Origin of the sequence: Aquabacterium commune (assembly GCF_004362855.1) — a bacterium.
Classification (GTDB): Bacteria; Pseudomonadota; Gammaproteobacteria; order Burkholderiales; family Burkholderiaceae_C; genus Aquabacterium; species Aquabacterium commune.
In genome coordinates this window covers 793,041-815,855 of sequence record NZ_SNXW01000001.1, presented here as the reverse complement: position 1 = coordinate 815,855, position 22,815 = coordinate 793,041, and the positions used below count along the sequence as shown (strand labels likewise).

General features: G+C 68.7%; 21 protein-coding genes and 1 tRNA gene. 17 read left to right on the top strand and 5 right to left on the bottom strand.

Annotated elements, in window-relative coordinates; genetic code table 11:
* Positions 1-2 precede the first annotated feature (2 nt).
* Entirely contained in the window at positions 3-419 is a 417-nt protein-coding gene (locus tag EV672_RS03650; RefSeq protein WP_424923110.1) for a group II truncated hemoglobin, read from the top strand.
* 32 nt (positions 420-451) lie between these two features.
* Here the strand turns inward: EV672_RS03650 and EV672_RS03645 are convergent, their stop codons facing one another.
* The gene (locus EV672_RS03645; RefSeq protein ID WP_424923106.1) at positions 452-1,159 is read right to left on the bottom strand and encodes a Smr/MutS family protein; all 708 of its coding nucleotides are present in this window, start codon (positions 1,157-1,159) and stop codon (positions 452-454) included.
* Positions 1,160-1,219: 60 nt separating this feature from the next.
* Positions 1,220-1,888 (bottom strand): RadC family protein, encoded by a 669-nt coding sequence (radC, locus tag EV672_RS03640; protein WP_133606288.1) that lies wholly within the window; start codon positions 1,886-1,888, stop codon positions 1,220-1,222.
* A gap of 91 nt (positions 1,889-1,979) precedes the next feature.
* On the opposite strand from radC, the gene EV672_RS03635 reads away from it, so the two are divergent.
* From EV672_RS03635 to EV672_RS03585, 11 genes are all read left to right on the top strand, one after another.
* Positions 1,980-2,441, top strand: coding sequence for an FKBP-type peptidyl-prolyl cis-trans isomerase (locus EV672_RS03635; protein WP_133606286.1), 462 nt, complete (start codon positions 1,980-1,982; stop codon positions 2,439-2,441).
* Between the two features lie 8 nt (positions 2,442-2,449).
* Positions 2,450-3,442, top strand: coding sequence for a 4-hydroxy-3-methylbut-2-enyl diphosphate reductase (gene ispH, locus EV672_RS03630; RefSeq protein ID WP_133606284.1), 993 nt, complete (start codon positions 2,450-2,452; stop codon positions 3,440-3,442).
* Between the two features lie 38 nt (positions 3,443-3,480).
* Positions 3,481-4,800 (top strand): serine--tRNA ligase, encoded by a 1,320-nt coding sequence (serS, locus tag EV672_RS03625; RefSeq protein ID WP_133606282.1) that lies wholly within the window; start codon positions 3,481-3,483, stop codon positions 4,798-4,800.
* Between the two features lie 53 nt (positions 4,801-4,853).
* Positions 4,854-4,941, top strand: a tRNA-Ser gene (locus EV672_RS03620).
* A 122-nt stretch (positions 4,942-5,063) separates the two neighbouring features.
* Positions 5,064-5,822, top strand: a complete 759-nt coding sequence (gene pgl / locus EV672_RS03615) for a 6-phosphogluconolactonase (protein ID WP_208110691.1) — start codon at positions 5,064-5,066, stop codon at positions 5,820-5,822.
* Positions 5,823-5,829: 7 nt separating this feature from the next.
* A complete protein-coding gene (gene edd / locus EV672_RS03610; RefSeq protein WP_133606280.1) occupies positions 5,830-7,707 on the top strand; it encodes a phosphogluconate dehydratase in 1,878 nt (625 codons plus the stop codon).
* A 44-nt stretch (positions 7,708-7,751) separates the two neighbouring features.
* Positions 7,752-8,414 carry a bifunctional 4-hydroxy-2-oxoglutarate aldolase/2-dehydro-3-deoxy-phosphogluconate aldolase gene (gene eda, locus EV672_RS03605; RefSeq protein WP_133606278.1) on the top strand — a complete coding sequence of 221 codons (663 nt, stop codon included), beginning with the start codon at positions 7,752-7,754 and terminating at the stop codon, positions 8,412-8,414.
* A gap of 133 nt (positions 8,415-8,547) precedes the next feature.
* On the top strand, positions 8,548-11,388 hold the full coding sequence (gene ppc, locus EV672_RS03600) for a phosphoenolpyruvate carboxylase (protein ID WP_424923105.1): 2,841 nt from the start codon (positions 8,548-8,550) through the stop codon (positions 11,386-11,388).
* A gap of 139 nt (positions 11,389-11,527) precedes the next feature.
* Complete coding sequence (locus EV672_RS03595) at positions 11,528-12,154, top strand: Spy/CpxP family protein refolding chaperone (protein ID WP_133606274.1); 627 nt, start codon at positions 11,528-11,530, stop codon at positions 12,152-12,154.
* A 26-nt stretch (positions 12,155-12,180) separates the two neighbouring features.
* A complete protein-coding gene (locus EV672_RS03590; RefSeq protein WP_133606272.1) occupies positions 12,181-12,897 on the top strand; it encodes a response regulator in 717 nt (238 codons plus the stop codon).
* A 39-nt stretch (positions 12,898-12,936) separates the two neighbouring features.
* Complete coding sequence (locus EV672_RS03585) at positions 12,937-14,400, top strand: sensor histidine kinase (protein WP_133606271.1); 1,464 nt, start codon at positions 12,937-12,939, stop codon at positions 14,398-14,400.
* 7 nt (positions 14,401-14,407) lie between these two features.
* Here EV672_RS03585 and EV672_RS03580 read toward each other — a convergent pair whose 3' ends face one another.
* From EV672_RS03580 to EV672_RS03570, 3 genes are read right to left on the bottom strand one after another with little or no spacing between them, the layout of a single operon-like run.
* Entirely contained in the window at positions 14,408-15,739 is a 1,332-nt protein-coding gene (locus tag EV672_RS03580; RefSeq protein ID WP_133606269.1) for a UDP-glucose dehydrogenase family protein, read from the bottom strand.
* A gap of 58 nt (positions 15,740-15,797) precedes the next feature.
* On the bottom strand, positions 15,798-16,817 hold the full coding sequence (locus EV672_RS03575) for an NAD-dependent epimerase (protein WP_133606267.1): 1,020 nt from the start codon (positions 16,815-16,817) through the stop codon (positions 15,798-15,800).
* Between the two features lie 55 nt (positions 16,818-16,872).
* Entirely contained in the window at positions 16,873-17,964 is a 1,092-nt protein-coding gene (locus EV672_RS03570) for a nucleotidyltransferase family protein (protein WP_208110705.1), read from the bottom strand.
* A gap of 221 nt (positions 17,965-18,185) precedes the next feature.
* Here EV672_RS03570 and rfbB point away from each other — a divergent pair, with 221 nt between their 5' ends.
* The 5 genes from rfbB to EV672_RS03545 all read left to right on the top strand — a co-directional run bounded on the left by rfbB (position 18,186) and on the right by EV672_RS03545 (position 22,778).
* Positions 18,186-19,256 (top strand): dTDP-glucose 4,6-dehydratase, encoded by a 1,071-nt coding sequence (gene rfbB, locus EV672_RS03565; RefSeq protein WP_133606263.1) that lies wholly within the window; start codon positions 18,186-18,188, stop codon positions 19,254-19,256.
* Positions 19,253-20,185 (top strand): dTDP-4-dehydrorhamnose reductase, encoded by a 933-nt coding sequence (gene rfbD / locus EV672_RS03560; RefSeq protein ID WP_133606261.1) that lies wholly within the window; start codon positions 19,253-19,255, stop codon positions 20,183-20,185. The genes rfbB and rfbD overlap by 4 nt, the downstream gene beginning before the upstream one ends.
* A gap of 3 nt (positions 20,186-20,188) precedes the next feature.
* Positions 20,189-21,070, top strand: a complete 882-nt coding sequence (rfbA, locus tag EV672_RS03555; protein ID WP_133606258.1) for a glucose-1-phosphate thymidylyltransferase RfbA — start codon at positions 20,189-20,191, stop codon at positions 21,068-21,070.
* 16 nt (positions 21,071-21,086) lie between these two features.
* Positions 21,087-21,698: a dTDP-4-dehydrorhamnose 3,5-epimerase gene (rfbC, locus tag EV672_RS03550; protein ID WP_133606256.1), complete on the top strand. Its 612-nt coding sequence runs from the start codon at positions 21,087-21,089 to the stop codon at positions 21,696-21,698.
* Positions 21,699-21,803: 105 nt separating this feature from the next.
* Complete coding sequence (locus tag EV672_RS03545; RefSeq protein WP_133606254.1) at positions 21,804-22,778, top strand: lysylphosphatidylglycerol synthase transmembrane domain-containing protein; 975 nt, start codon at positions 21,804-21,806, stop codon at positions 22,776-22,778.
* Positions 22,779-22,815 lie beyond the last annotated feature (37 nt).

Below are 22,815 nucleotides of genomic sequence, written 5' to 3'. Positions count from 1 at the left end.
TGATCGTGGCTGAAGAGGCAGCGCCAGGGCCGGGCACGGCCACCACCGCGTACGAGTGGCTGGGCGGCGAGGCGCGCGTGCGTGCCCTGGTCGATCGCTTCTATGACCTGATGGACCTGGAGCCGGACTACGCCGAGTTGCGCGCAGCCCATGGCGAGACGCTGGAGGGCGCCCGCGACAAGCTGTTCTGGTTCCTCAGCGGCTGGCTGGGCGGCCCCGACCTCTACATCGCGCAATTCGGCCACCCGCGCCTGCGCGCCCGCCACATGCCCTTCCGCATCGGCATCCGCGAGCGCGACCAGTGGCTGGCCTGCATGGCCCAGGCCATGCGCGAGTTGGCGGTGGACCCCGAACTGGCCGCACGCCTGGAGACGTCTTTCTACCAAACCGCCGACTGGATGCGCAACCAAGGCGCTTGAAGCCTGTTGCCTCGAGGGCCGTGGGCCTTGCCTCAGGACGAGGTGTTGCCCGTGCTCGACTGCAAGAGCACGACCAGCGCGCCATTGCCGCCTTCGTCGGCCCGCGCCTGCACGAAGGCCAGCACGCGCTCGCTTTGCACCAGCCAGCGCTTGGCCTTGTCTTTCAGCACGGGTTGCTTGCCCGGTGAGCCCAGGCCCTTGCCGTGCACCACGCGCACACAGCGCCAGCCTTTGAGGGCCGCTTCGCGCAGGAATTGGGTCAGTCGCTCGCGGGCCTCGTCGGTGCGCATGCCGTGCATGTCGAGTTCGCCTTGCAAGGCCCACACCCCGCGGCGCAGCTTGCGCACCACGTCCACGCCCAGTTCGGGGCGCCGCCACGAGAGGGTGTCGTCGGTGTCGAGCAGGCTTTCGACGTCGAATTCGTCGGACAGCGAAGATTTCAGCACCGCCTGCTCGTCGGCCTGGCGGCTGGCGGGCACGGGCTGGGGGCGCGGCGTTTGCGGCACCGCGCGGTCGGACGTGGGCAGGCCGTTGACCTGGCCCACCGTGCGGCGGAAGAGGGCGGCGTCCACTTCCTGGGCACGCTGCGCGGCCTCTCGCTTGGCGCGCTCCAGGCGCTCCTGCTCAGCACGCGCAGCCGCTTCCTTGGCGGCTTTGCCCAGGGCACGCTTGAGGTCGGCGAAGTCGCTCAGCGTGGTGTTGGGCGAGGTCTTGGCGGCGGGCTTGGTGTTGCGGCTCACAGGGCGCTAGCCTACAGCAAGTCTGTGTCCTGGCCGGCGCCGGGCCTGGCGGCTGTCAGATCAGATCAGGCCGCGCTCCGCGAACGACAAGGCGCCACCGTGGCTCACCACGACGTGGTCGAGCACGCGGATGTCCACCATCTGCAGGCTGGACTTGAGCGTTTGCGTGAGCAACTCGTCGGCGCGGGAGGGCTCCAGCACGCCCGAGGGGTGGTTGTGGCTGAGGATGACGGCGGCGGCGTTGAGTTCCAGCGCGCGCTTGAGCACCTCGCGCGGATAGACGCTGGTTTGCGTCAGCGTGCCGCGGAACAATTCCTCGCAGGCGATCAGGCGCTGCTGCGCGTCCAGGAAAAGCACCGCGAAGACCTCGTGCGGCAGCCGCCCCAGGCGCATCTGCAGGTAATCCTTCACCAGCTGTGGCGAGCCGAACACGGGCTGGGCGCTCAGGCTGCCCGAGAGGCCGCGCCGCGCCATCTCCATCACGGCCATCAGCTCGGCGCGCTTGGCCGGCCCCAGGCCTTTGATGCCCTTGAGCTGGGCCGCGGTGGCGCCCAACAACCCGCTCAAACCGCCGAGCTGCTGCAACAGGCTTTCGGCGAGCTTGAGCACGCCCTGGCCCTGCAGGCCGGTGCGCAGCAGCAGGGCCAGCAATTCGGCGTCGGCCAGGGCGGCAGGGCCCATGGCGAGCAGCTTTTCGCGGGGCCGCAAGGCGGCTGGGAGGTCTTTCATGGGGTGTTTGCGTCGAAGCGTCGTTCTCAAACCTAAAATTGTGCTTTTCCAGCCCCTGCAAGCCCATCCTCCCAAAGGGTGTGTTGACACCATGACCATTTCCGCGCCTACCGTTGTTCCCGGCTCCTTCCTGACGCTGCATTACCGGCTGGCCGGCCCGGACGGCGACGACCTGGTCAACACCTTCACCGACAAGCCCGCCACGCTGTCCATCGGCTCGGGCGAGCTGTCGCCGGCCATCGAGGCCCGCCTGATCGGCCTGAGCGAGGGCACCCGCACCACGCTGCAGCTGGCGCCCGGCGAGGCCTTCGGTCCGCGCAACCCCGAGATGGTCCAGCGTGTGGCCATGACCCTGCTGCGCGAGTTGGGCGACATGGACGAAACCTGGCGCGTCGGCGACGTGGTGCAATTCCCCACGCCGGACGGCAGCGGCAGCTTCGCTGGCACCGTGCGCGAGGTCGATGGTGCCGGCCAGTGGGCCGAGTTCGACTTCAACCACCCTTTGGCCGGCCAGCCCGTCACCTTCGAGGTGCAGCTGATCGGTGTGTTGTGAGCACCGACGTGAGCCCCGCCACCCCCCACCGCGTTGACGACGTCCTGCTGGCCGAGCCCCGTGGCTTTTGCGCCGGCGTGGACCGCGCCATCGAAATCGTCGAGCGGGCACTCGCCCAGTTCGGCGCGCCCATCTACGTGCGCCACGAAATCGTGCACAACACCTACGTGGTCAACGACCTCAAGGCCAAGGGCGCCATCTTCATCGAAGACCTCGCCGACGTGCCGCCCGGTGCCACGCTGATCTTCAGCGCCCACGGCGTCAGCCAGGAAGTGCGCCGCGAGGCCGATGCGCGCGGCTTCAGCGTGTTCGACGCCACCTGCCCGCTGGTGACCAAGGTGCACGTCGAGGTGGCCAAGCTGCGCCGCGAGGGCTATGAGTTCCTGATGATCGGGCACAAGGGCCACCCGGAGGTCGAAGGCACGATGGGCCAGCTGCACGATGGCATCTACCTCGTCGAAGACGAAGCCGATGTGGCGCGCGTTCAGGTGAGCGACCCCAGCAAGCTGGCCGTGGTCACGCAGACCACGCTGTCGGTGGACGACGCCGCCGTCATCCTCGAAGCCATCAAGGTGCGCTTCCCGCAGGTGCGCGAGCCCAAGCAGCAAGACATTTGCTACGCCACGCAGAACCGCCAGGATGCCGTCAAGATCATGGCGCCGCAGGTGGACGTGGTCATCGTGGTGGGCAGCCCCACCAGCTCCAACAGCAACCGCTTGCGCGAGTTGGCCGAGCGCCTGGGCACCCCGGCGTACATGGTTGACTGCCCGGAAGACCTGCACGAGACCTGGTTCGATGGCCGCCCGCGCGTGGGCCTGACCGCTGGCGCCTCCGCCCCCGATGTGCTGGTGCAGCAGGTCATTGCCCGCTTGCGCGCACTGGGCGCCGTGGCCGTGCGCCGCATGCAGGGCGTCGAGGAGCATGTGCGCTTCCCGCTGCCCAAGGGCCTGGGTGGCACCGGCCTGGACCGCCCCTTGCCCTCCGAACGATCCGACGGCTGAGCCGCCGTCCCGACAACCTTTTCTCACCCCACCCCACCATGCTCGACATCGCCCTGCTGCGCAAAGACCTCGACAACGTCCTGGCCCGACTGAACAAGCGCAAGAGCCCCCAGCCTTTCCTGGACGAGGCGCGCTTCCGTGAACTCGAGGGCGAGCGCAAGACCCTCCAGAGCCGCACGGAAGAGCTGCAATCGCAGCGCAACAGCCTGTCCAAGCAGATCGGCGGGCTCAAGGGCCGGGCCGCCAAAGGGGAAGACACGGCGGCCGAGGTCGAAGCCGTGATGGCCCAGGTGGCCAGCATCGCCGATGAGCTCAAGGCCAGCGCCGACCGCCTGGACGTGCTGCAGACCGAGCTCTCGGCCATGCTGCTGTCGGTGCCCAACCTGCCGCAAGACGAGGCGCCCGTGGGCGCCGACGAATCTGGCAACGTGGAAGTGCGCCGCTGGGGCACGCCGGGCACCTATGGCTTCGCGCCGAAGGACCACGTGGACCTGGGCGGCCCGCTGGGCCTGGACTTCGAGACCGGCGCCAAGCTCTCGGGCGCGCGCTTCACCTTCATGAGGGGCCCCATCGCCCGCCTGCACCGCGCGCTGGCGTCCTTCATGCTGGACGTGCAAACGCAGGAACACGGCTACACCGAGTGCTACACGCCTTATCTGGTGAAGGCACCGGCGCTGCAAGGCACCGGCCAGCTGCCCAAGTTCGAGCAAGACCTCTTCCACGTCACCTCGGGCGATGGCGATGTGGCCGACAGCAAGTGGTACCTGATCCCCACCAGCGAGGTCACGCTGACCAACACCGTGGCCGACACCATCGTGCCGCTGGACCAGTTGCCCATCAAGCTGACCGGCCACACGCCGTGCTTCCGCTCGGAGGCGGGCAGCGCGGGCCGTGACACGCGCGGCATGATCCGCCAGCACCAGTTTGACAAGGTCGAGATGGTGCAGATCACCGCGCCCGAGCAAAGCAGCGCCGCGCTGGAAGAGATGGTGGGCCACGCCGAAGCCGTGCTGCAAAAGCTGGAGCTGCCTTACCGCGTGATGGCCCTGTGCACCGGCGACATGGGCTTCGGCGCCGCCCGCACCTATGACCTGGAGGTGTGGCTGCCTGCGCAAAACACTTACCGCGAGATCAGCTCGGTCTCGAACTGCGAGGCCTTCCAGGCCCGCCGCATGCAAGCGCGCTACAAGAACGCGCAAGGCAAGAACGAGTTCGTGCACACGCTCAATGGCTCGGGCCTGGCCGTGGGCCGCGCCTTGGTGGCCGTGCTGGAGAACCACCAGCAGGCCGACGGCAGCATCCGCGTGCCGGTGGCGCTGCGCCCCTACCTCGGTGGCGCTGAGGTGCTGAAGCCCTGAAATTTCTGCTACAGTAGCGGGCTACGCCGACGAGACCCCGGCGCGCCTTTTCAGGAGAGGTGGCAGAGTGGTCGAATGTACCTGACTCGAAATCAGGCGTACCGCAAGGTACCGTGGGTTCGAATCCCACCCTCTCCGCCAATGCAAAACCCCAAGTGATTGATTCGCTTGGGGTTTTTTGCTTTTTGGGGTGCCGCTCTGTCGTCAGGGCTGACTACACTGCAGTCTCCCGGGCCATGTGCCTGGTTCGAGGAGTCCTGAGCGTGCACACCGCTGAAATGGTGGCGCTGGCGCGGTCGCGCTGGCCCCATGTCGAGATCCATTGTCCGCCTGTGGCCGAGGTCGTCGTGCGGCTGGCCGACGACATCGCCGCGCGTTTGCGCGAGGCCATCGAGGCCCGTGGCCAGGCGCTGCTGTGCGTGTCGGGTGGCAAGTCGCCGGTGGCCTTGTTCGAGGCCTTGCGGGCCTTGCCGCTGGCGTGGTCGCAACTCACGGTCACCCTGGTCGATGAGCGCTGCGTGCCGCCCGAGCACCCCGACAGCAACGTCCGCCTGGTGCGCGCGCACCTGCTGCAAGGGGCCGCGGCGCAGGCCCGTTTCGTGCCCTGGATCGACGCGCCGACCCCTTTGCTGGCAGAAGCCGCCGCGCAGGCCAATGCGCTGATGGCGGCCTTGCCCGTGCCCGATGTGCTCGTGCTTGGCATGGGCACCGACGGCCACACGGCCTCGCTGTTCCCGCACTCGCCTGACCTGCCCCGCGCACTCGACCTGGCCACGCCCGAGCGCGTGTGCGCCGTGCGCCTGCCCGAGCCACCACCGCAGCCCAACCACCCCCGCCTGACGATGACGCTGGCGCACATCCTGCGCGCGCGTTGCCTCGTGCTGCCCGTGCAAGGTGCTGACAAGCTGGCCGTGCTGAGCCAAGCTGCGCGCGACCGCAACCCGCCGGGCCTGGACGCGCTGCCCATCTCCCACATCCTCCACCAGACCACCACGCCGGTGAGCCTGTGGTTGCCCCTTTGAGGTGCCCATGACCCCTCCTGCCTCGTCCCCTTCCGTTCCCCTGCACCCGGAACTGCTGCGCATCACCGAGCGCATCCGCCAGCGCAGCGCCACCACGCGTCAGGCTTACCTGGCGATGATCGACAGCGCGCGCCGCCCGGGTGCCTACCGCGCCGGCATGGGCTGCGCCAACATGGCCCACGCTTTCGCGGCCATGCCCGCCTCCGACAAGCTCGTGCTCAACCAGGAGCGCCAGCCCAACCTGGGCGTGGTCACGGCCTACAACGACATGCTCTCGGCCCACCAGCCCTACGAGCACTACCCCGAGCGCATCCGCGCCGCAGCCCGCGCGCTCGGCGCCACGGCCCAGGTCGCCGGCGGCGTGCCCGCCATGTGCGACGGCATCACCCAGGGCGAAGATGGCATGGAGCTGTCGCTGTTCTCGCGCGATGTCATCGCCCTGGCCACGGCGGTGGCGCTGTCGCACAACGTGTTCGATGCGGCCTTGTGCCTGGGCGTGTGCGACAAGATCGTGCCCGGCCTCCTCATGGGCGCGCTGCAGTTCGGCCACCTGCCCGTGGTCTTCGTGCCCGCCGGGCCCATGACCTCGGGCCTGTCGAACGACGCCAAGGCCAAGGTGCGCCAGGAATATGCCCAGGGCAAGGTCGGGCGCGATGCGCTGCTGGCGTCTGAGCAGGCGGCTTACCACGGCGCCGGCACCTGCACCTTCTATGGCACGGCCAACTCCAACCAGATGCTCATGGAGATCATGGGCTTGCACTTGCCAGGCTCTTCCTTCGTGAACCCGGGCACGCCCTTGCGCGATGCCCTCACCGATGCGGCCGTTCAGCGGGCCGTGGCCATGGGCCAGCCGGGGCAGAAGCACAGCGGCATGGGCCATTGGGTGAACGAGCAGGTCATCGTCAACGGCCTGGTCGGCCTGCTGGCCACGGGCGGCTCGACCAACCACACCCTGCACCTCGTCGCCATGGCGCGCGCCGCCGGCATCCTCATCGACTGGGACGATTTCGCCGAGCTTTCGGCCTGCGTGCCGCTGCTGGCCCGCGTCTATCCCAATGGCCAGGCCGATGTGAACCACTTCCACGCCGCCGGTGGCATGGGCTTCCTGATGCGCGAACTGCTCGATGCCGGCCTGTTGCACGAGGACGTGGGCACCATCCTGGGACAGGGCCTGCGCGCCTGGACCCGCGAGCCCTGGCTGGACGGCGGTCAGGATGGCGGTCGCTTGGCCTGGCGCGACGTGCCCGCGGTGTCGGCCGACCTCGACGTGCTGCGTCCCGCGGCCCAGCCTTTCAGCGCCGACGGCGGTCTGCGCCTGTTGAAGGGCAACCTCGGTCGCGCGGTGGTGAAGGTCTCGGCCGTCAAGCCCGCCCACCGCGTGGTGCGCGCACCGGCGCTGGTCTTCACCGACCAGAAGCAGCTGGACGTGCGCTTCCAGGCCGGCGAGCTGGAGCGCGATTTCATCGCCGTCGTGCGCGAGCAGGGGCCGCGCGCCAATGGCATGCCCGAGCTGCACAAGCTCACGCCCGTGCTCGGCGTGCTGCAGGACCGCGGCTTCCACGTGGCGCTGCTCACCGACGGCCGCATGTCGGGCGCTTCTGGCAAGGTGCCAGCGGCCATCCACCTCAGCCCGGAGGCGTTGGACGGCGGTGCCATCGCGCGCATCGAGGAGGGCGACATGGTCACGCTCAACTGCGACACCGGCGAGTTGCGCCTGGAGGTCGATGACGCCACGTTGGCCGCGCGCACGCCGCGCTTGTCGGCATCACCCGCCGATGGTCAGCCCGCGTGGCTGCACCATGGTCGTCAGATTTTCGAGCTGTTCCGCCAGAACGCCGCACCGGCAGAGCAGGGCGCTTCGCCACTGTGGCCAGCGTCGCACTGATCCCCATCTCCAGACCGAACCGAAGCATTTTCCGGAGCTGCCCGATGTCCGCCCATCCCACCCTGACCCCGCCGGCCTTCACCTCCCGCGTGGTGCCGGTCATCGTCATCACCGACGTGGCCCAGGCCGTGCCGCTGGCGCAAGCCCTGCTGGACGGTGGCGTCGATGTCATGGAGATCACGCTGCGCCACGCGGCCGGCCTGCCCGCCATCGAGGCCGTGGCCCGCGCCGTGCCGCAGATGCACGTCGGTGCGGGCACCGTGACCCGCGCCGACGAGGTGCGCCGCGTGAAAGACGCGGGCGCCAGCTTCGCCTTGTCGCCCGGCATGACCGATGCGCTCGTGCAGGCCGCCTTCGACGCCGAGCTGCCCTTCATGCCCGGCGTGATGACGCCCGGTGAGGTCATGCGCGCCCGCGACCACGGCTTCCGCCTCGTCAAGCTCTTCCCCGCCGAGCAGGCCGGCGGGCTGGGCATGCTCAAGGCGCTGGGTGGCCCGCTGGGCGACATGCGTTTCTGCCCCACGGGCGGTGTGTCGGTGGACAACATGGGCGCCTTCCTGCGCCTGCCCAATGTGGCCATGGTCGGCGGCTCGTGGTTGACGCCCGTGGCCTTGCTGGAAGCGGGCCGTTGGGACGAGGTCACGCGCCTGGCGCGCGCGGCCATGGGCATCGCGGCCGACGTGGCATCGGTGGCTGTCACGGGTTGAGCGATCGCGCATGCGGCGCGGTTTATATTGGCGACGGCACTGTGCCTCCGTCTCAACCCTGAGCCGACCGCCCCTACCCGAGGCGCCGGCTCGCTGAACTGAACACCGCTGGCGATCCCGGCGGTGCATGTCCATGAACGTTTCACGCAAGACCGACACCGAAGCCCCCCTGGTCGAAGACATCCGCTTCCTGGGCACCCTGCTGGGCGATGTCATCCGCGAACAGGAAGGCCGCCCCGCCTACGAACTCGTCGAGCAGGTGCGCAAGCTCTCCGTGGCCTTCCGCCGCGATGCCGACCAGGACGCCGACAAGGCGCTCAAGAAGCTGCTCAAGGGCCTGAGCGCCGACCAGACGGTCAGCGTTGTGCGCGCCTTCACCTACTTCAGCCACCTGGCCAACCTGGCCGAAGACCGCCACCACATCCGCCGCCGCGAGGTGCATGAGCGCGCCGGCCGCAGCCACGAAGGCAGCATCGAGGCCTGCTTCCAGCGCCTGCGGGATGCCGGCATCGCGCCGCGCAGCATCGCGCAAACGCTGACCACCGCGTACGTCGCGCCCGTGCTCACCGCCCACCCGACCGAGGTGCAGCGCAAGAGCATCCTCGACGCCGAGCGCGACATCGCCCGCCTGCTCACCGAGCGCGACGCCGTGCGCGCCCGCCAGGCCATCAACCCGCAAGACGCCCTGTGCCCGCGTGAGCTGGCCGCCAACGAGGCCGCCATCCGCGCCCGCATCACCCAGCTGTGGCAGACGCGGCTGCTGCGCTTTTCCAAGCTCACGGTGGCCGACGAGGTCGAGAACGCCATGGGCTACTACGAGTCCACCTTCCTGCGCGAGATCCCCAAGCTCTACGCCGACCTGGAACGCGAACTCGGCGCCCACCCCGTGGCCAGCTTCCTGCGCATGGGCCAGTGGATCGGTGGCGACCGCGACGGCAACCCCAACGTCTCGGCGCAAACGCTCTCGCACGCCCTGGGCCGTCAGGCCGAAGTCGCCCTGCGCTTTTACCTGACCGAGGTGCACCACCTGGGCGCCGAGCTCTCGCAATCGCAGCGCCTGGTCGATGTGTCTGATGCGATGCGGGCCCTGGCGCAACGCTCGCCCGACCGCAGCGAGCACCGCAGCGACGAGCTCTACCGCCGCGCCCTCATCGGCGTCTATGCCCGCCTGGCCGCCACCTTGCTCGGCCTGACGGGCGAAGAGGCCGCGCGCCATGCCGTCGAGCCGCAAGACCCGTACGCCGATGCCGCCGAGTTCCTCGCCGACCTGCGCACCATCGAAGCCTCGCTGCGCGCCCACCATGGCGATGTGCTGGTGACACCGCGCCTGCAGCCGCTGCTGCGCGCCGTCGAGGTCTTCGGCTTCCACCTGGCCACCGTCGATTTGCGCCAGAGCTCCGACCAGCACGAGCGCGTCGTGGCCGAGTTGCTGGCCACCGCCCGCATCGCGCCCGGCTACAGCGCCCTGTCGGAAGACGACAAGCGCGCCGTGCTGCTGCGCCAGCTCAACGACGCCCGCCCGCTGCGCGTGCCGACTGCGGCCTACAGCAAGCACACCGTGGCCGAGCTGGCCATCTTCGAGCGCGCCCGCGAGATGCGCCAGCGCTTCGGCGCCGACGCCATCCGCCACTACATCATCAGCCACACCGAAACCGTCAGCGACCTGCTGGAAGTGCTGCTGCTGCAAAAGGAAGTGGGCCTGATGTCGGGCACGCTGGACGAGGGCGGCCTGGCCGACCTCATCGTCGTGCCCCTGTTCGAAACCATCGAAGACCTGCGCAACGCGCCGCACATCATGCGCGCCTTCTACGGCCTGCCCGGCGTGGCGGCCCTGGTGCAGCGCGGCGGTGCCGAGCAGGACGTCATGCTCGGCTACTCGGACAGCAACAAGGATGGCGGCATCTTCACCAGCAACTGGGAGCTCTACCGCGCCGAAATCGCCCTGGTGGCCCTGTTCGACGAGCTGACCCAGCACGGCTTGAAGGAGGCCGGCGTGCCCGCCACGGCCGTGCAGCTGCGCATGTTCCATGGCCGCGGTGGCACCGTGGGCCGCGGCGGTGGCCCCAGCTACCAGGCCATCCTGGCCCAGCCCCCCGGCACCGTGCGTGGCCAGATCCGCCTGACCGAGCAGGGCGAGGTGATCGGCTCCAAGTACGCCAACCCGGAAATCGGCCGGCGCAACCTGGAAACGCTGGTCGCCGCCACGCTGGAGGCCACCTTGCTGCAGCCCGCACAGACCTCACAGGTGGCCACGCCCACCTTCCTGCAAGCGGCGGCTGCGCTCTCGCAGGCCAGCATGGACGCCTACCGCGCCCTGGTCTATGAGACACCGGGCTTCGCCGACTACTTCTTCCAGGCCACGCCCATCCGCGAAATCGCCGAGCTCAACATCGGCTCGCGCCCGGCCTCGCGCAAGGCGCTCCAGGGCATCGAGGACCTGCGCGCCATCCCCTGGGGCTTCGGCTGGGGCCAGAGCCGCATCACCTTGCCGGGCTGGTATGGCTTTGGCTCGGCCGTGCAGGCCTTCCTGAACGCCGACGCGGCCCAAGGCGAGGCGGGCCGCAAGAAGGCCCTGGCCCTGCTGCAGAAGATGCACCGCCAGTGGCCTTTCTTCCGCACCTTGTTGTCCAACATGGACATGGTGCTGGCCAAGAGCGACCTGGCCCTGGGCTCGCGCTACGCCAGCCTGGTGGACGACGCCCGCCTGCGCAAGAAAGTGTTCACGCAGATCGAGGCTGAGTGGCAGCGCACCGCCGAGGCCCTGGCCCTCATCACGGGCGAGCCGCAGCGCCTGGCGCACAACGCGGCCCTGGCGCGCTCCATCCGCCACCGCTTCCCCTACATCGACCCGCTGCACCACCTGCAGGTCGAGCTGGTTCGTCGCTACCGGGCGGGCCAGACGGACGAGCGGGTGCGCACCGGCATCCACATCAGCATCAACGGCATCGCGGCGGCGCTGCGCAACACCGGTTGAGCCGGGCGGGCTGACCTGGCGCAAAGCAGGGGCGGGAGCGACACAGTTCTTTACCGCCGCGCCACCCTGGCTTTACGGCCGGCGCGCAAGATGTCTCCATGTTCAGGCCACCCCCGGTCTGTTCCGCACGGAGACACCCATGACCCACCTGCCCACACCCGCCCCCCAAGCTGCCACCCACACCGGCCCGCGCACCCTGCGCACCACCGTGATCGCCTCGGCCCTGGCGCTGGCCGCCGTCGCGCTCAGCCTGGGCGCCGGTGCTCCGGCCTTCGCCGCTGACAAGGTGGGCGACAAAGCCACCGCCACCGCCACAGCCAGCGCCGCATCGGCCCCCCGCATGGCACCCGGGATGGCCCCGCGCATGCAGCCCGGCATGTCGCATGGTGACCACGGTGGCATGGGCATGATGCCGAGTGGCCGCCACCTCGACCGGCTGCTCACCGAGGTCAAGGCCAGCGACGCCCAGCGCCAGCAAATCAAGCAGCTCACCGACAAGGCCCGCGCCGACGTCCAGGCCCTGCACGAACAAGGCAAGGGCCTGCACGAGCGCACCCGAGCCCTGTGGACGGCGCCCAAGCTGGACGCTGCCGAAGCCGAGCAGCTGCGCCAGCAGATGCTCGCCCAGCACGACCAGGTCAGCAAGCGCATGACCCAGGCCATGCTGGACGTGGGCAACGTGCTGACGCCCGAGCAGCGCGCCAAGGCCGCCGAGCTGATCAAGGCGAGGCGCGAGCGCCACGCAAAACCCGGTATGGACCGCTGAGCCCGGAGCGCGCGACAATGTCGGACATGAGCGAGCACATCCTGCTGATTGACGACGACCTGCGCCTGAGCGCCATGGTCGGTGACTACCTGCACAGCCACGGCTACCAGGTCTCTTCCGCGCCCACCCTGAGCGCCGGGCGCGAGTTGCTGGCACGCCAGGCGGTGGACGCCCTGGTGCTGGACCTGATGCTGCCCGATGGCGATGGCCTCGACCTCTGCCGCGAGTTGCGCGCCTCGCCCCGCACGCGCACGCTGCCGGTGCTGATGCTCAGCGCCCGCGGCGAGCCCACCGACCGCATCGTCGGTCTGGAAATCGGTGCAGACGACTACCTCACCAAACCCTTCGAGCCGCGCGAGTTGCTGGCCCGCGTGCGCGCGCTGCTGCGGCGCACCTCGGCCCATCCGGACGACACCGACGTCTGGCGCTTCGGCCGCCTGGAAATCGACACCGGCCTGCGCCAGGTGCGCTTGGGCAATGAGCCCTGCGACCTGACCTCCTACCAGTACGACCTGCTCAGCGTGATGGCCCAGCACCCGGGCCGCGTGCTCAGCCGCGACCAGATCATGGACGCCCTCAAGGGCCATCCGCTGGAAGCCTTCGACCGCTCCATCGACGTCCACATCTCGCGCATCCGCGCCGCCATCGAGGACGACCCGAAAGAGCCCCGCCGCATCCTCACCGTGCGGGGCGTGGGCTATGTGTTCGCCAAAAAGCAGGACGCCGAGCAGGATGCCGCCTGAGCTGTGCGGCCGACGTGCCCGTGACTTGACGCGCCCGGCATGAAGACGCTGGCACTGCGCATCTACCTCACCGTGGTCACGGTGCTGCTGGTCTTCGCCCTCGTGTCGGGCTGGCTGGCGCAGCGCAACCTCGAGCACGAACGCACCCAGGTGCAGTCCGTCACCGCCTGGAACGAGCGTGCCGCGGCCTGGGCCGAGCTGATTGAAAACAGCCTGCCGCCCGCCAGCGAGCCGCGTCAGGAGCAGGCCCGTGTCTTCCTCGATTGGGCCGACCGCCTGCGCATGCCCATGGCCCTGGACGACGCCAGGGGCCAGCGCATCGCCACGTCGGAGTTGATGGACGAGCGCCTGCGCCGCTGGCCGGACTTGCGCATTCAGATGCAGCAGTCGCGCCTGTCGGATGGTCGCACCCTGTGGGTGATGCGCCCGGGCACGATGCGCCTGCGCATGGCCAACGGCCTGCCCGGACCCGGTCCAGGTGGTCCTGGCATGGGGCCGCCGCCCCCTCGCGAGGTCGAACCGGGCCATGCCGCCAATGGCGGTGGCCCCTCGGGCATGCCGGCGCTGCCACCGCCGCCGCGCGCCCAGCCCTGGTTGTCGCCCCTGGCCTGGATGATGCCGCCCTGGTTGGCCGAAGGCGTGCCCGCCCTGGCATTGACCCTGGTGCTGCTCTTCGTGGCCGTGGCCATCGGCGCCTGGCCCGTCGTCATCCGCCTGACCCGCCGCCTGACGGCGCTGCGCCAAGGCGTAGAGCTGTTCGGTTCGGGCCAGTTGCAGCACCGCGTGGCCGTGGAGGGCGCCGACGAGGTGGCCGCCGTGGCGCGCAGCTTCAACGAGGCGGCCCAGCGCATCGAAGACCTCGTCACCTCCAGCCGCAGCCTGCTGGCCAACGCCAGCCACGAGCTGCGCTCGCCCCTGGCGCGCCTGAAGATGGCCGTCTCGCTGATGGCCGAGGCCCCGCCCGAGCGCGCCGCCCGCATCCGCAGCGAAATCCACCAGGACATCAAGGAGCTCGACGCCTTGGTCGAAGAGGTGCTGCTGGCCAGCCGCCTGGACGCCCGCAGCGAGGTGGAGCGCGCGCCGGTGGACCTGCTCGGCCTGGCCACGGAAGAGGCCAACCGCGTGGGTGCCGAGGTCATCGTGGGCGATGACTTCCCGCTGCAGCCCTACACCGGCGACGACCGCCTGCTGCGCCGCGCCGTGCGCAACCTGCTGGAGAATGCCCGCCGCTACGGTGGCCCCGAGGTGGCGCTCGCCCTGACCACAGCGCCTGGCGTGCTGGAATTGGCCGTGCTGGACCGCGGCCCGGGCGTGCCCGTGGAACAGCGCGAACGCATCTTCGAGCCCTTCTACCGCCTGCCCGGCCATGCCGAACACGCAGGCGGGGTCGGCCTGGGCCTGAGCCTGGTGAGCCAGATCGCCCACCGCCACGGCGGGCAGGTGCGCTGCGAAGCGCGCGAGGGCGGCGGCAGCCGGTTCGTGCTGAGCCTGCCGACGGCCTGAGCGGTGGTCAGCCCTTCAGCCCGCGGCCAATGCCCTCGTAATCCAGCCCGAACTGCTGGACCAGGCCCGGCTCGTACAGGTTGCGGCCGTCCAGCACCACGGGGCTCTTGAGCGTGGCCTTGATGCGGTCGAAGTCCGGGCTGCGGAATTCCTTCCACTCGGTCACGATCAGCAGCGCGTCGGCGCCATCGAGCGCGCCCATGGGGTTCTCGGCGTAGGTCAGGCGCGGTTCGTCACCGAAGATGCGCTGGGCCTCGGCCATGGCCACCGGGTCGTAGGCCGTCACGGTGGCGCCGCGCTGGAACAGCTCGGCCAGCACCACGCGGCTGGTGGCTTCGCGCATGTCGTCGGTGTTGGGCTTGAAGGCCAGGCCCCACACGGCGAAGTGCTTGCCGGCCAGGTTTTCGCCGAAGCGGCGCGTCACCTTCTCGATCAGCACGTGCTTCTGGTGGTCGTTGGCGGCTTCCACGGCCTTGAGCACCTTCAGGTCCTGGCCTTCGTCCGAAGCGGTCTTGATCAGGGCCTTGACGTCCTTGGGGAAGCAGCTGCCGCCGTAGCCGCAACCGGCGTACAGGAAGTGCGTGCCGATGCGGGGGTCCGAGCCGATGCCCAAGCGAACTTGCTCGATGTCGGCGCCCATCTTCTCGGCCAGCAGGGCCAGCTCGTTCATGAAGCTGATGCGGGTGGCCAGCATGGCGTTGGCGGCGTACTTGGTCAGCTCGGCGCTGCGCACGTCCATCACCACCAGGCGCTCGTGGTTGCGCTGGAAGGGCGCGTACAGGGCGCGCATCAGCAAAATGGCTTGCTCGTCGTCGGCGCCCACCACGATGCGGTCGGGGCGCATGAAGTCGTCGACTGCCGCGCCTTCTTTCAGGAACTCGGGGTTCGACACCACGGCGAATTTGGCGTCGGTGTCGCGCTTGGCGATCTCGTCGGCCACGGCGGCGCGCACCTTGTCGGCGGTGCCCACGGGCACGGTGGACTTGTCCACGATGACCTTGTAGTCCGTCATCAGGCGGCCGATGTTGCGGGCCGCGGCCAGCACGTACTGCAGGTCGGCGCTGCCATCTTCATCGGGGGGCGTGCCCACGGCGATGAACTGGATGGTGCCGTGCGCCACCGCGCGTTCGATGTCGGTGGTGAAGTGCAGGCGCCCGGCCTTCACATTGCGGGCGACCACCAGGTCCAGGCCCGGCTCGTGGATGGGGATGCCGCCTTCTTCCAGGATGCGGATCTTGTTCGGGTCCACGTCCAGGCACAGCACGTCATTGCCCATTTCGGCGAGACAAGCGCCCGTGACCAGGCCGACGTAGCCGGTGCCGACAACAGAAACTTTCATGGTGGTGGATCTGTGGAATGTGAAGGGAAGGGGAGATTCTGACAGATGGCCGGGGGCCTCAGGCGCGGTGGTACTGCCGGTACCAGGCAACGAAGCGGCCAATGCCCTCGCTCAGGCCGGTGTGTGGCGCCACGCCCGTCCAGGCCTGCAGGGCGCTGACGTCGGCGTAGGTGGCGGGCACGTCGCCGGGGGCCATGGGTTGCAGATCGAGTTGCGCGCTCACGCCCAGGGCGCTTTCCAGGGTGCGGATGAAGTCCATCAGCTGCACGGGTTCGCTGTGGCCGATGTTGAACACCTTGTAGGGCGCCCAGGAGCCCGATGCCTGGGGCGCGGCGCGGTCGAAGGCGTCATCGGCCACCGGCGGGCGGTCCAGCGTGGCCACCACCCCGGCGACGATGTCGTCGATGAAGGTGAAGTCGCGCTGCATCTTGCCGTGGTTGAACACCTTGATGGGCTCACCGGCCAGGATGGCGCGCGTGAACAGCATCGGCGCCATGTCCGGTCGGCCCCAGGGCCCGTAGACCGTGAAAAAGCGCAGGCCGGTGGTCGGCAGGCCGTAGAGGTGGCTGTAGGTGTGGGCCATCAGCTCGTTGGCCTTCTTGGTGGCCGCGTACAGGCTGACGGGGTGGTCCACCGCGTCGTTTTCCGAGAACGGCATGCGGGTGTTGCCGCCGTACACGCTGGAGCTGCTGGCATAGACCAGGTGCGCCGTGCGGTGGCGGCGGCAGGCCTCCAGCATGTTCACGAAGCCCACCAGGTTGGACTGGGCGTAGGCGTGCGGGTGGGTCAGCGAGTAGCGCACCCCGGCCTGGGCGGCCAGGTGCACCACGCCGTCGAAGCCGTGGGCATCGAACAGGGCGTTCAGGCCGGCCATGTCCACCAAGTCGGCTTCCACGAACTGAAAACGGCCGGCGTCCGGACCCGCCTGCAACGAGGCCACACGGTCCCGCTTGAGCTGCGGGTCGTAGTAGTCGTTGAGGTTGTCCAGACCGATGACGGTGTCGCCGCGCGCCAGCAGCGCCTGTGACACGTGCATCCCGATGAAGCCGGCGGCGCCGGTGATCAGAATCTTGCGCATGCCGGTATTGTCCGTCAGGCGCGGGCCATCAGGCGCCACGGGTCCAGCGCGTGCATCAAGCGCGCGCATCTCCCCAGCGCAGCGAGGTGGTCTCGTCGCCCTGGTAGGTGGTCTTGCCGTGGCGGTCCACGCAGTACTGCGGCGAGGCCACCACGTCTTCAAGCACCGTGTTCTCGGACACCCGGGTGTACTCGAACAACACGCTGCGTTTGACGCTGCAACCCTGGCGCAGGCGGCTGCCATGGCCGATCCAGCACGGGCCTTCCAGGGTCACGCCCGGCTCCACGCAGCTGCCCGAGCCGATGTACACCGGCCCGTTGATCTTCACCGTGTCCCAGTCGATGCGGGTGTTCAGGCCCACCCAGACGCCAGGGCGCACTTCCTTGCCAGGCATGTCCATCTGGGCGATTTCACCGGCCAGCACGCGTTGGCAGACGGCCCAGTAGTCGGCCACGCGGCCGATGTCGATCCAGTTGAAATGGCGGCTCTGGGCGTAAAAGGGCAGGCCCTTTTCCACCAGCAGGGGGAAAAGCTGGCTGCCGATGTCGAATTCGCGGTCGGGCGGGATCAGGTCGATCACGCTGGGCTCGAAGATGTAGATGCCGGTGGAGGCCAGCTGGGATTTGGCCTCCTCGGGCTCGGGCTTTTCCTGGAAGGACGTGACCCGGCCCTCGTTGTCGGCCACCACGATGCCGTAGTTCTTGACCTGGTCCAGCGGCACCTCCAGCGTCACCACGCTGGCCAGGGCGCCCTTGGTCTTGTGCTCGAACAGGGCGGCCTGCAGGTCCAGGTCGATGATGGCGTCGCCGCAGAGGACGATGGTGGTGTCGTCGAAGAAGCCCGAGAAATCCTGGATGCGGCGCATGCCGCCGGCCGAGCCCAGCGGGCGGGGCACGATTTCACCGTGCTCGCGCGCGCCCTCGAAGGCGTAGCCGATCTCCACGCCCCAGCGGTGGCCGTCGCCGAAGTAGTTCTCGATCTTCCAGTGGTTGAACGCCACGTTGACCATGATGTCGTGCACGCCATAGCGGGCCAGGTGCTCGATGATGTATTCCATCACCGGCTTGCCCAGGATGGGCACCATGGGCTTGGGCGTTTGCTTGGTCAGGGGCCTGACGCGGGTGCCCTGACCGGCGGCCAGGATCATCGCTTTTGCCATATCGGGTCTTTCGGCTGTTTTTGTGGCGTGTGACGCAATGATGACGCAAGGCAGGGCAAAGTTCCCTGGCCAGCGCGGTCAGCATGCCCCCGAATGGAGGGTGGTGAGGGCCGGGCGACACCAGGGACCGAGGATTCGTCACGAAGTGCTCGCCATAATGTGTCCCTTGCGTCGGTTCATCGGCGCCTTCTCTGGACAGCAGCACACCCATGATCCTGATCACTGGCGGCGCCGGCTTCATTGGCGGCAACTTCGTGCACCACTGGTGCGAGCGGCAAGCGGGCGCCGAGCCCGTGGTCGTGTTCGACAAGCTCACCTACGCGGGCAACCCGCACACCATCGCGCCGCAGCTGAAGTCGGGTCAGGCCACCCTGATCCAGGCCGACATCGCCGACCGCGAGGCCGTGCGCCAGGCCCTGGCTCAGTACCAGCCGCGCGCCATCCTGCACTTCGCCGCCGAGAGCCACGTGGATCGCTCCATCCACGGGCCGGGCGAGTTCATCCACACCAACATGGTCGGCACCTTCAGCCTGCTGGAAGAAACGCGCGCCTACTGGAGCGCCATGAGCGAGGCCGACAAGGCCGCTTTCCGTTTCCTGCACGTCTCCACCGACGAGGTCTATGGTTCGCTGTCCGACACCGACCCGGCCTTCTCCGAGACCACGGCTTACGCGCCCAACAGCCCTTACTCGGCCAGCAAGGCCGGCAGCGACCACCTGGTGCGCGCCTACCACCACACCTACGGCCTGCCCACGCTGACCACCAACTGCAGCAACAACTACGGGCCCTACCACTTCCCGGAAAAGCTCATCCCTTTGATGATCTTGAACGCGCTGGAAGGCAAGCCCCTGCCGGTGTACGGCGACGGCCTGAACATCCGCGACTGGTTGTTCGTGCGCGACCACTGCGAAGCCATCTGCCAGGTCCTGGAGAAGGGCCGCTCGGGCGAGGTTTACAACGTCGGTGGCATCAACGAGATCAAGAACATCGACGTGGTCAACACCATCTGCGCCATCCTCGATGAGCTGCGCCCGCGTGCCGACGGCAAGCCCTACGCCAGCCTCATCACCTACGTGACCGACCGCCCGGGCCACGACCGCCGCTACGCCATCGACCCGCGCAAAATCCAGAGCGAGATCGGCTGGACCCCGGCCGAGACCTTCGCGTCTGGCATCCGCAAAACGGTGCAATGGTTCCTCGACAACACCGAGTGGATCGACACCGTGCGCTCCGGCGGCTACCGCGACTGGATCGCGCAGAACTACGGCGGCCGCGCATGAACATCCTCCTGCTGGGCAGCGGTGGCCAGGTCGGCTGGGAACTGCAACGCGCCCTGGCGCCACTGGGTGCGCTGCACGCGTTTGACGCCCACAGCCCTGGGCCCGACGCCGCGCCGCACCTGCGCGCCGACTTCACCCAGCCCGAGCAGGTGCTGGAGATCATCCGCATCGTCCAGCCCGACGTCATCGTCAATGCCGCGGCCCACACGGCGGTGGACAAGGCCGAGGCCGAGCCCGAACTGGCCCGCCTGATCAACGCGACCACGCCGGGCCTGATCGCCCAGGAAGCGGCGCAGCGCGGCATCCTGCTGGTGCACTACAGCACCGACTACGTCTTCGACGGCAGTGGCCAGGCCCCGCGGGACGAGGATGCCGCCACGGCGCCTTTGAGCGTCTATGGCCAGACCAAGCGCGAAGGCGAGCTGGCCATCGCCGTCAGCGGCTGCCGCCACCTGACCTTGCGCACCAGCTGGGTCTATGCGGCGCGCGGTGGCAACTTCGCCCGCACCATGCTGCGCCTGGCGGCCGAGCGCGACGCGCTCAACGTCATCGACGACCAGGTCGGCGCACCCACCGGGGCCGACCTGCTGGCCGACGTCACGGCCCATGCCATCCGCGTGGTGCAGGGTGCGCCGGCAGGCCCGCGCCGCGACGAGCTCCTGGGCCTCTACCACCTGGTGGCCAGCGGCCACACCAGCTGGCACGCTTACGCCAGCTTCGTCATCGAGTGGGCGCGTGCCGCCGGCCAGCCCATCCGGGTGGCGCCCGAGGCCATCCGCCCCATCCCCACGGCCGAGTACCCCACGCCGGCGCAGCGCCCGCTGAACTCGCGCCTGGCCACCGACAAACTGCAGCAGGCCTTCGGCTTGCAGCTGCCCGACTGGCAGCACGGTGTCAGCCGCATGCTGACGGAAATCCTGGGACGCTGAGACATGACACGCAAAGGCATCATCCTCGCCGGTGGTTCGGGCACCCGCCTGCACCCCGCCACCCTGGCCATCAGCAAGCAGTTGCTGCCGGTCTATGACAAGCCCATGGTCTATTACCCGCTGAGCACCCTGATGCTGGCGGGCATCCGCGACATCCTGCTCATCAGCACCCCGCAAGACACGCCGCGCTTCCAGGCGCTGCTGGGCGATGGCAGCCAGTGGGGCCTGAACCTGAGCTACTGCGTGCAGCCCAGCCCGGACGGCCTGGCGCAGGCCTTCATCCTCGGCCGTGACTTCGTCGGCAACAACCCCAGCGCGCTGGTGTTGGGCGACAACATCTACTACGGCCACGACCTGCAGCGCCAGTTGATGAGCGCCAATGCGCGCACCGACGGCGCCAGCGTCTTCGCCTACCACGTGACCGACCCGGAGCGCTACGGCGTGGTCGAGTTCGATGCCGACAAGCGCGCCCTGTCCATCGAAGAAAAGCCCAAGGCCCCCAAGAGCAACTACGCCGTCACCGGCCTGTACTTCTACGACACGCAGGTCTGCGACATCGCTGCCAGCATCCAGCCCAGCCCGCGCGGCGAGCTGGAAATCACCGACGTCAACGCGGCCTACCTGAAGCAAGGCCAGCTCAGCGTCGAGATCATGGGCCGCGGCTACGCCTGGCTGGACACGGGCACCCACGACAGCCTGCTGGAAGCCGGCCAGTTCATCGCCACCCTGGAAAAGCGCCAGGGCCTGAAGGTCGCGTGTCTGGAAGAAATCGCCTTCCGCTCTGGCTGGATTTCGGCCGAGCAGCTGAACAAGCTGGCCCAGCCCATGTTGAAGAATGGCTATGGCCAGTACCTGCTCAAGGTGCTCAACGACAAGGTCTATTGACCCCAGGACCTCCCCCATGAAACTCACCCAGACCCGCATCCCCGACGTCGTCATCGTCGAGCCCGCTGTGTTCGCCGACGAGCGCGGCTGGTTCATGGAGACCTTCAACGAGCCGCGCTTCCATGCCGGCCTGCGCGAGCTGGGCCTGCCCACACCGCGCGCCTTCGTGCAGGACAACCATTCGTGCAGCAAAGCCGGTGTGCTGCGTGGCCTGCACTACCAGCTGCCGCCGAATCCGCAAGGCAAGCTGGTGCGCGTGACCCAGGGCGCTGCTTACGATGTGGCCGTTGACATCCGCGTGGGCTCGCCCACTTTCGGCCAATGGGTCGGCGTGGAGCTGAGCGCCGACAACCGCCGTCAGATGTGGATCCCGGAAGGCTTTGCCCACGGTTTCCTGTCCCTGGCCGACGACACCCACTTCCTCTACAAGACCACCGACGTCTATGCCCGTGACTGCGAGCGCAGCCTCCATTGGCAAGACCCGGCCATCGGCATCGAGTGGCCGCTGGCTGGCCTCAACGGTGGGATCGCCATCGTGGCGCCCAAAGACGCCCAAGCCGTGACGCTGGCGCAGGCCCGTGAACGTGCCGCCACCGAGTTGCCCGTGTGGGCGCCGTTTGCCGTTTGAGCGCCCAGGCCTTCATCCTCAAGGCCTCGTTTGCGGGGTGTTTTGTCGTCAGCAGTGCACAGAGCTGACACATGGCGTCCATGAGGGAAGACCATAATCCCGGCCATGAGCGAACAAGCACTCCCTGACAGCGTGGCGCCGCCCGCATCGCCTCTGTGGCGGCGCACCCTGGTGTACGGGGTGTTCGCCGTGTTCGCTGTCTGGTGCGCCATGGCCTTCCGCAAGGACATCGCCCAGATCGACCTGCGCCCCGTGGCCGAGGGTTGGCTGCTCGTGCTGGCCGCTGGCGCCTTGTCGCTCTTCAATTACGCCCTGCGCGTGGTGCGCTGGCAGATGTACCTCCGGCGCCTGGGGCACACGCTGCCCTGGCGCTTCGTCAGCCTGACCTTCATGGCGGGCTTTGCCTTCACGCTGTCGCCGGGCAAGCTCGGTGAAATGGTGCGCGCGCGCTACTACCAGCCGCACGGCATCCCGCTGGCCTCGGTCACGGGCGCCTTCTTCATCGAGCGCCTGCTCGACCTCGTCGTCATGATCCTGCTGGCCGTGGTGGTGCTGGCCGAGTTGCAGGCCTACCGCCAGTTCCTGTGGGTGGCCGTCGGCCTGGTGGGCGGTTTGCTGGCTTCGGTGGCCCTGGTGCCCTGGGCGTCTGTGGCCGAGCAGGGCGCACGGCGCGACGCGGCCGGTCTGGTCAAGTGGGTGGCGCCGGTGGCCCGCATGCTGGCCAGTGCGCGCATGTTCCTGTCGCCCAGCATCTTGCTGACCGGCATGCTGCTGGGCCTGGCGGCCTGGGGCGCGGAAGCGGTTGGCCTCAAGCTCATCTCCGACATCCTCTCGCCCGACAAGCTCACCGTGCCCGGCGCCATGGGCATCTACGCCATCGCCATCATCGTGGGGGCGCTGTCCTTCCTGCCGGGCGGCCTGGGCAGCACCGAGGCCGTCATGGCCGCTTTGCTCTACGCGCACGGCTTTTCCACGCCGCAAGCCATCCTGCTCACGCTGATCTGCCGCGTGCTGACCCTGTGGTTGGCCGTGCTGATTGGCTGGGCCTGCGTGTGGCTGCTGCGGCATGAGCGGGCCTGAGTTGGCTTGAGTTGGCCTGGTGAACGAATCTGCATTG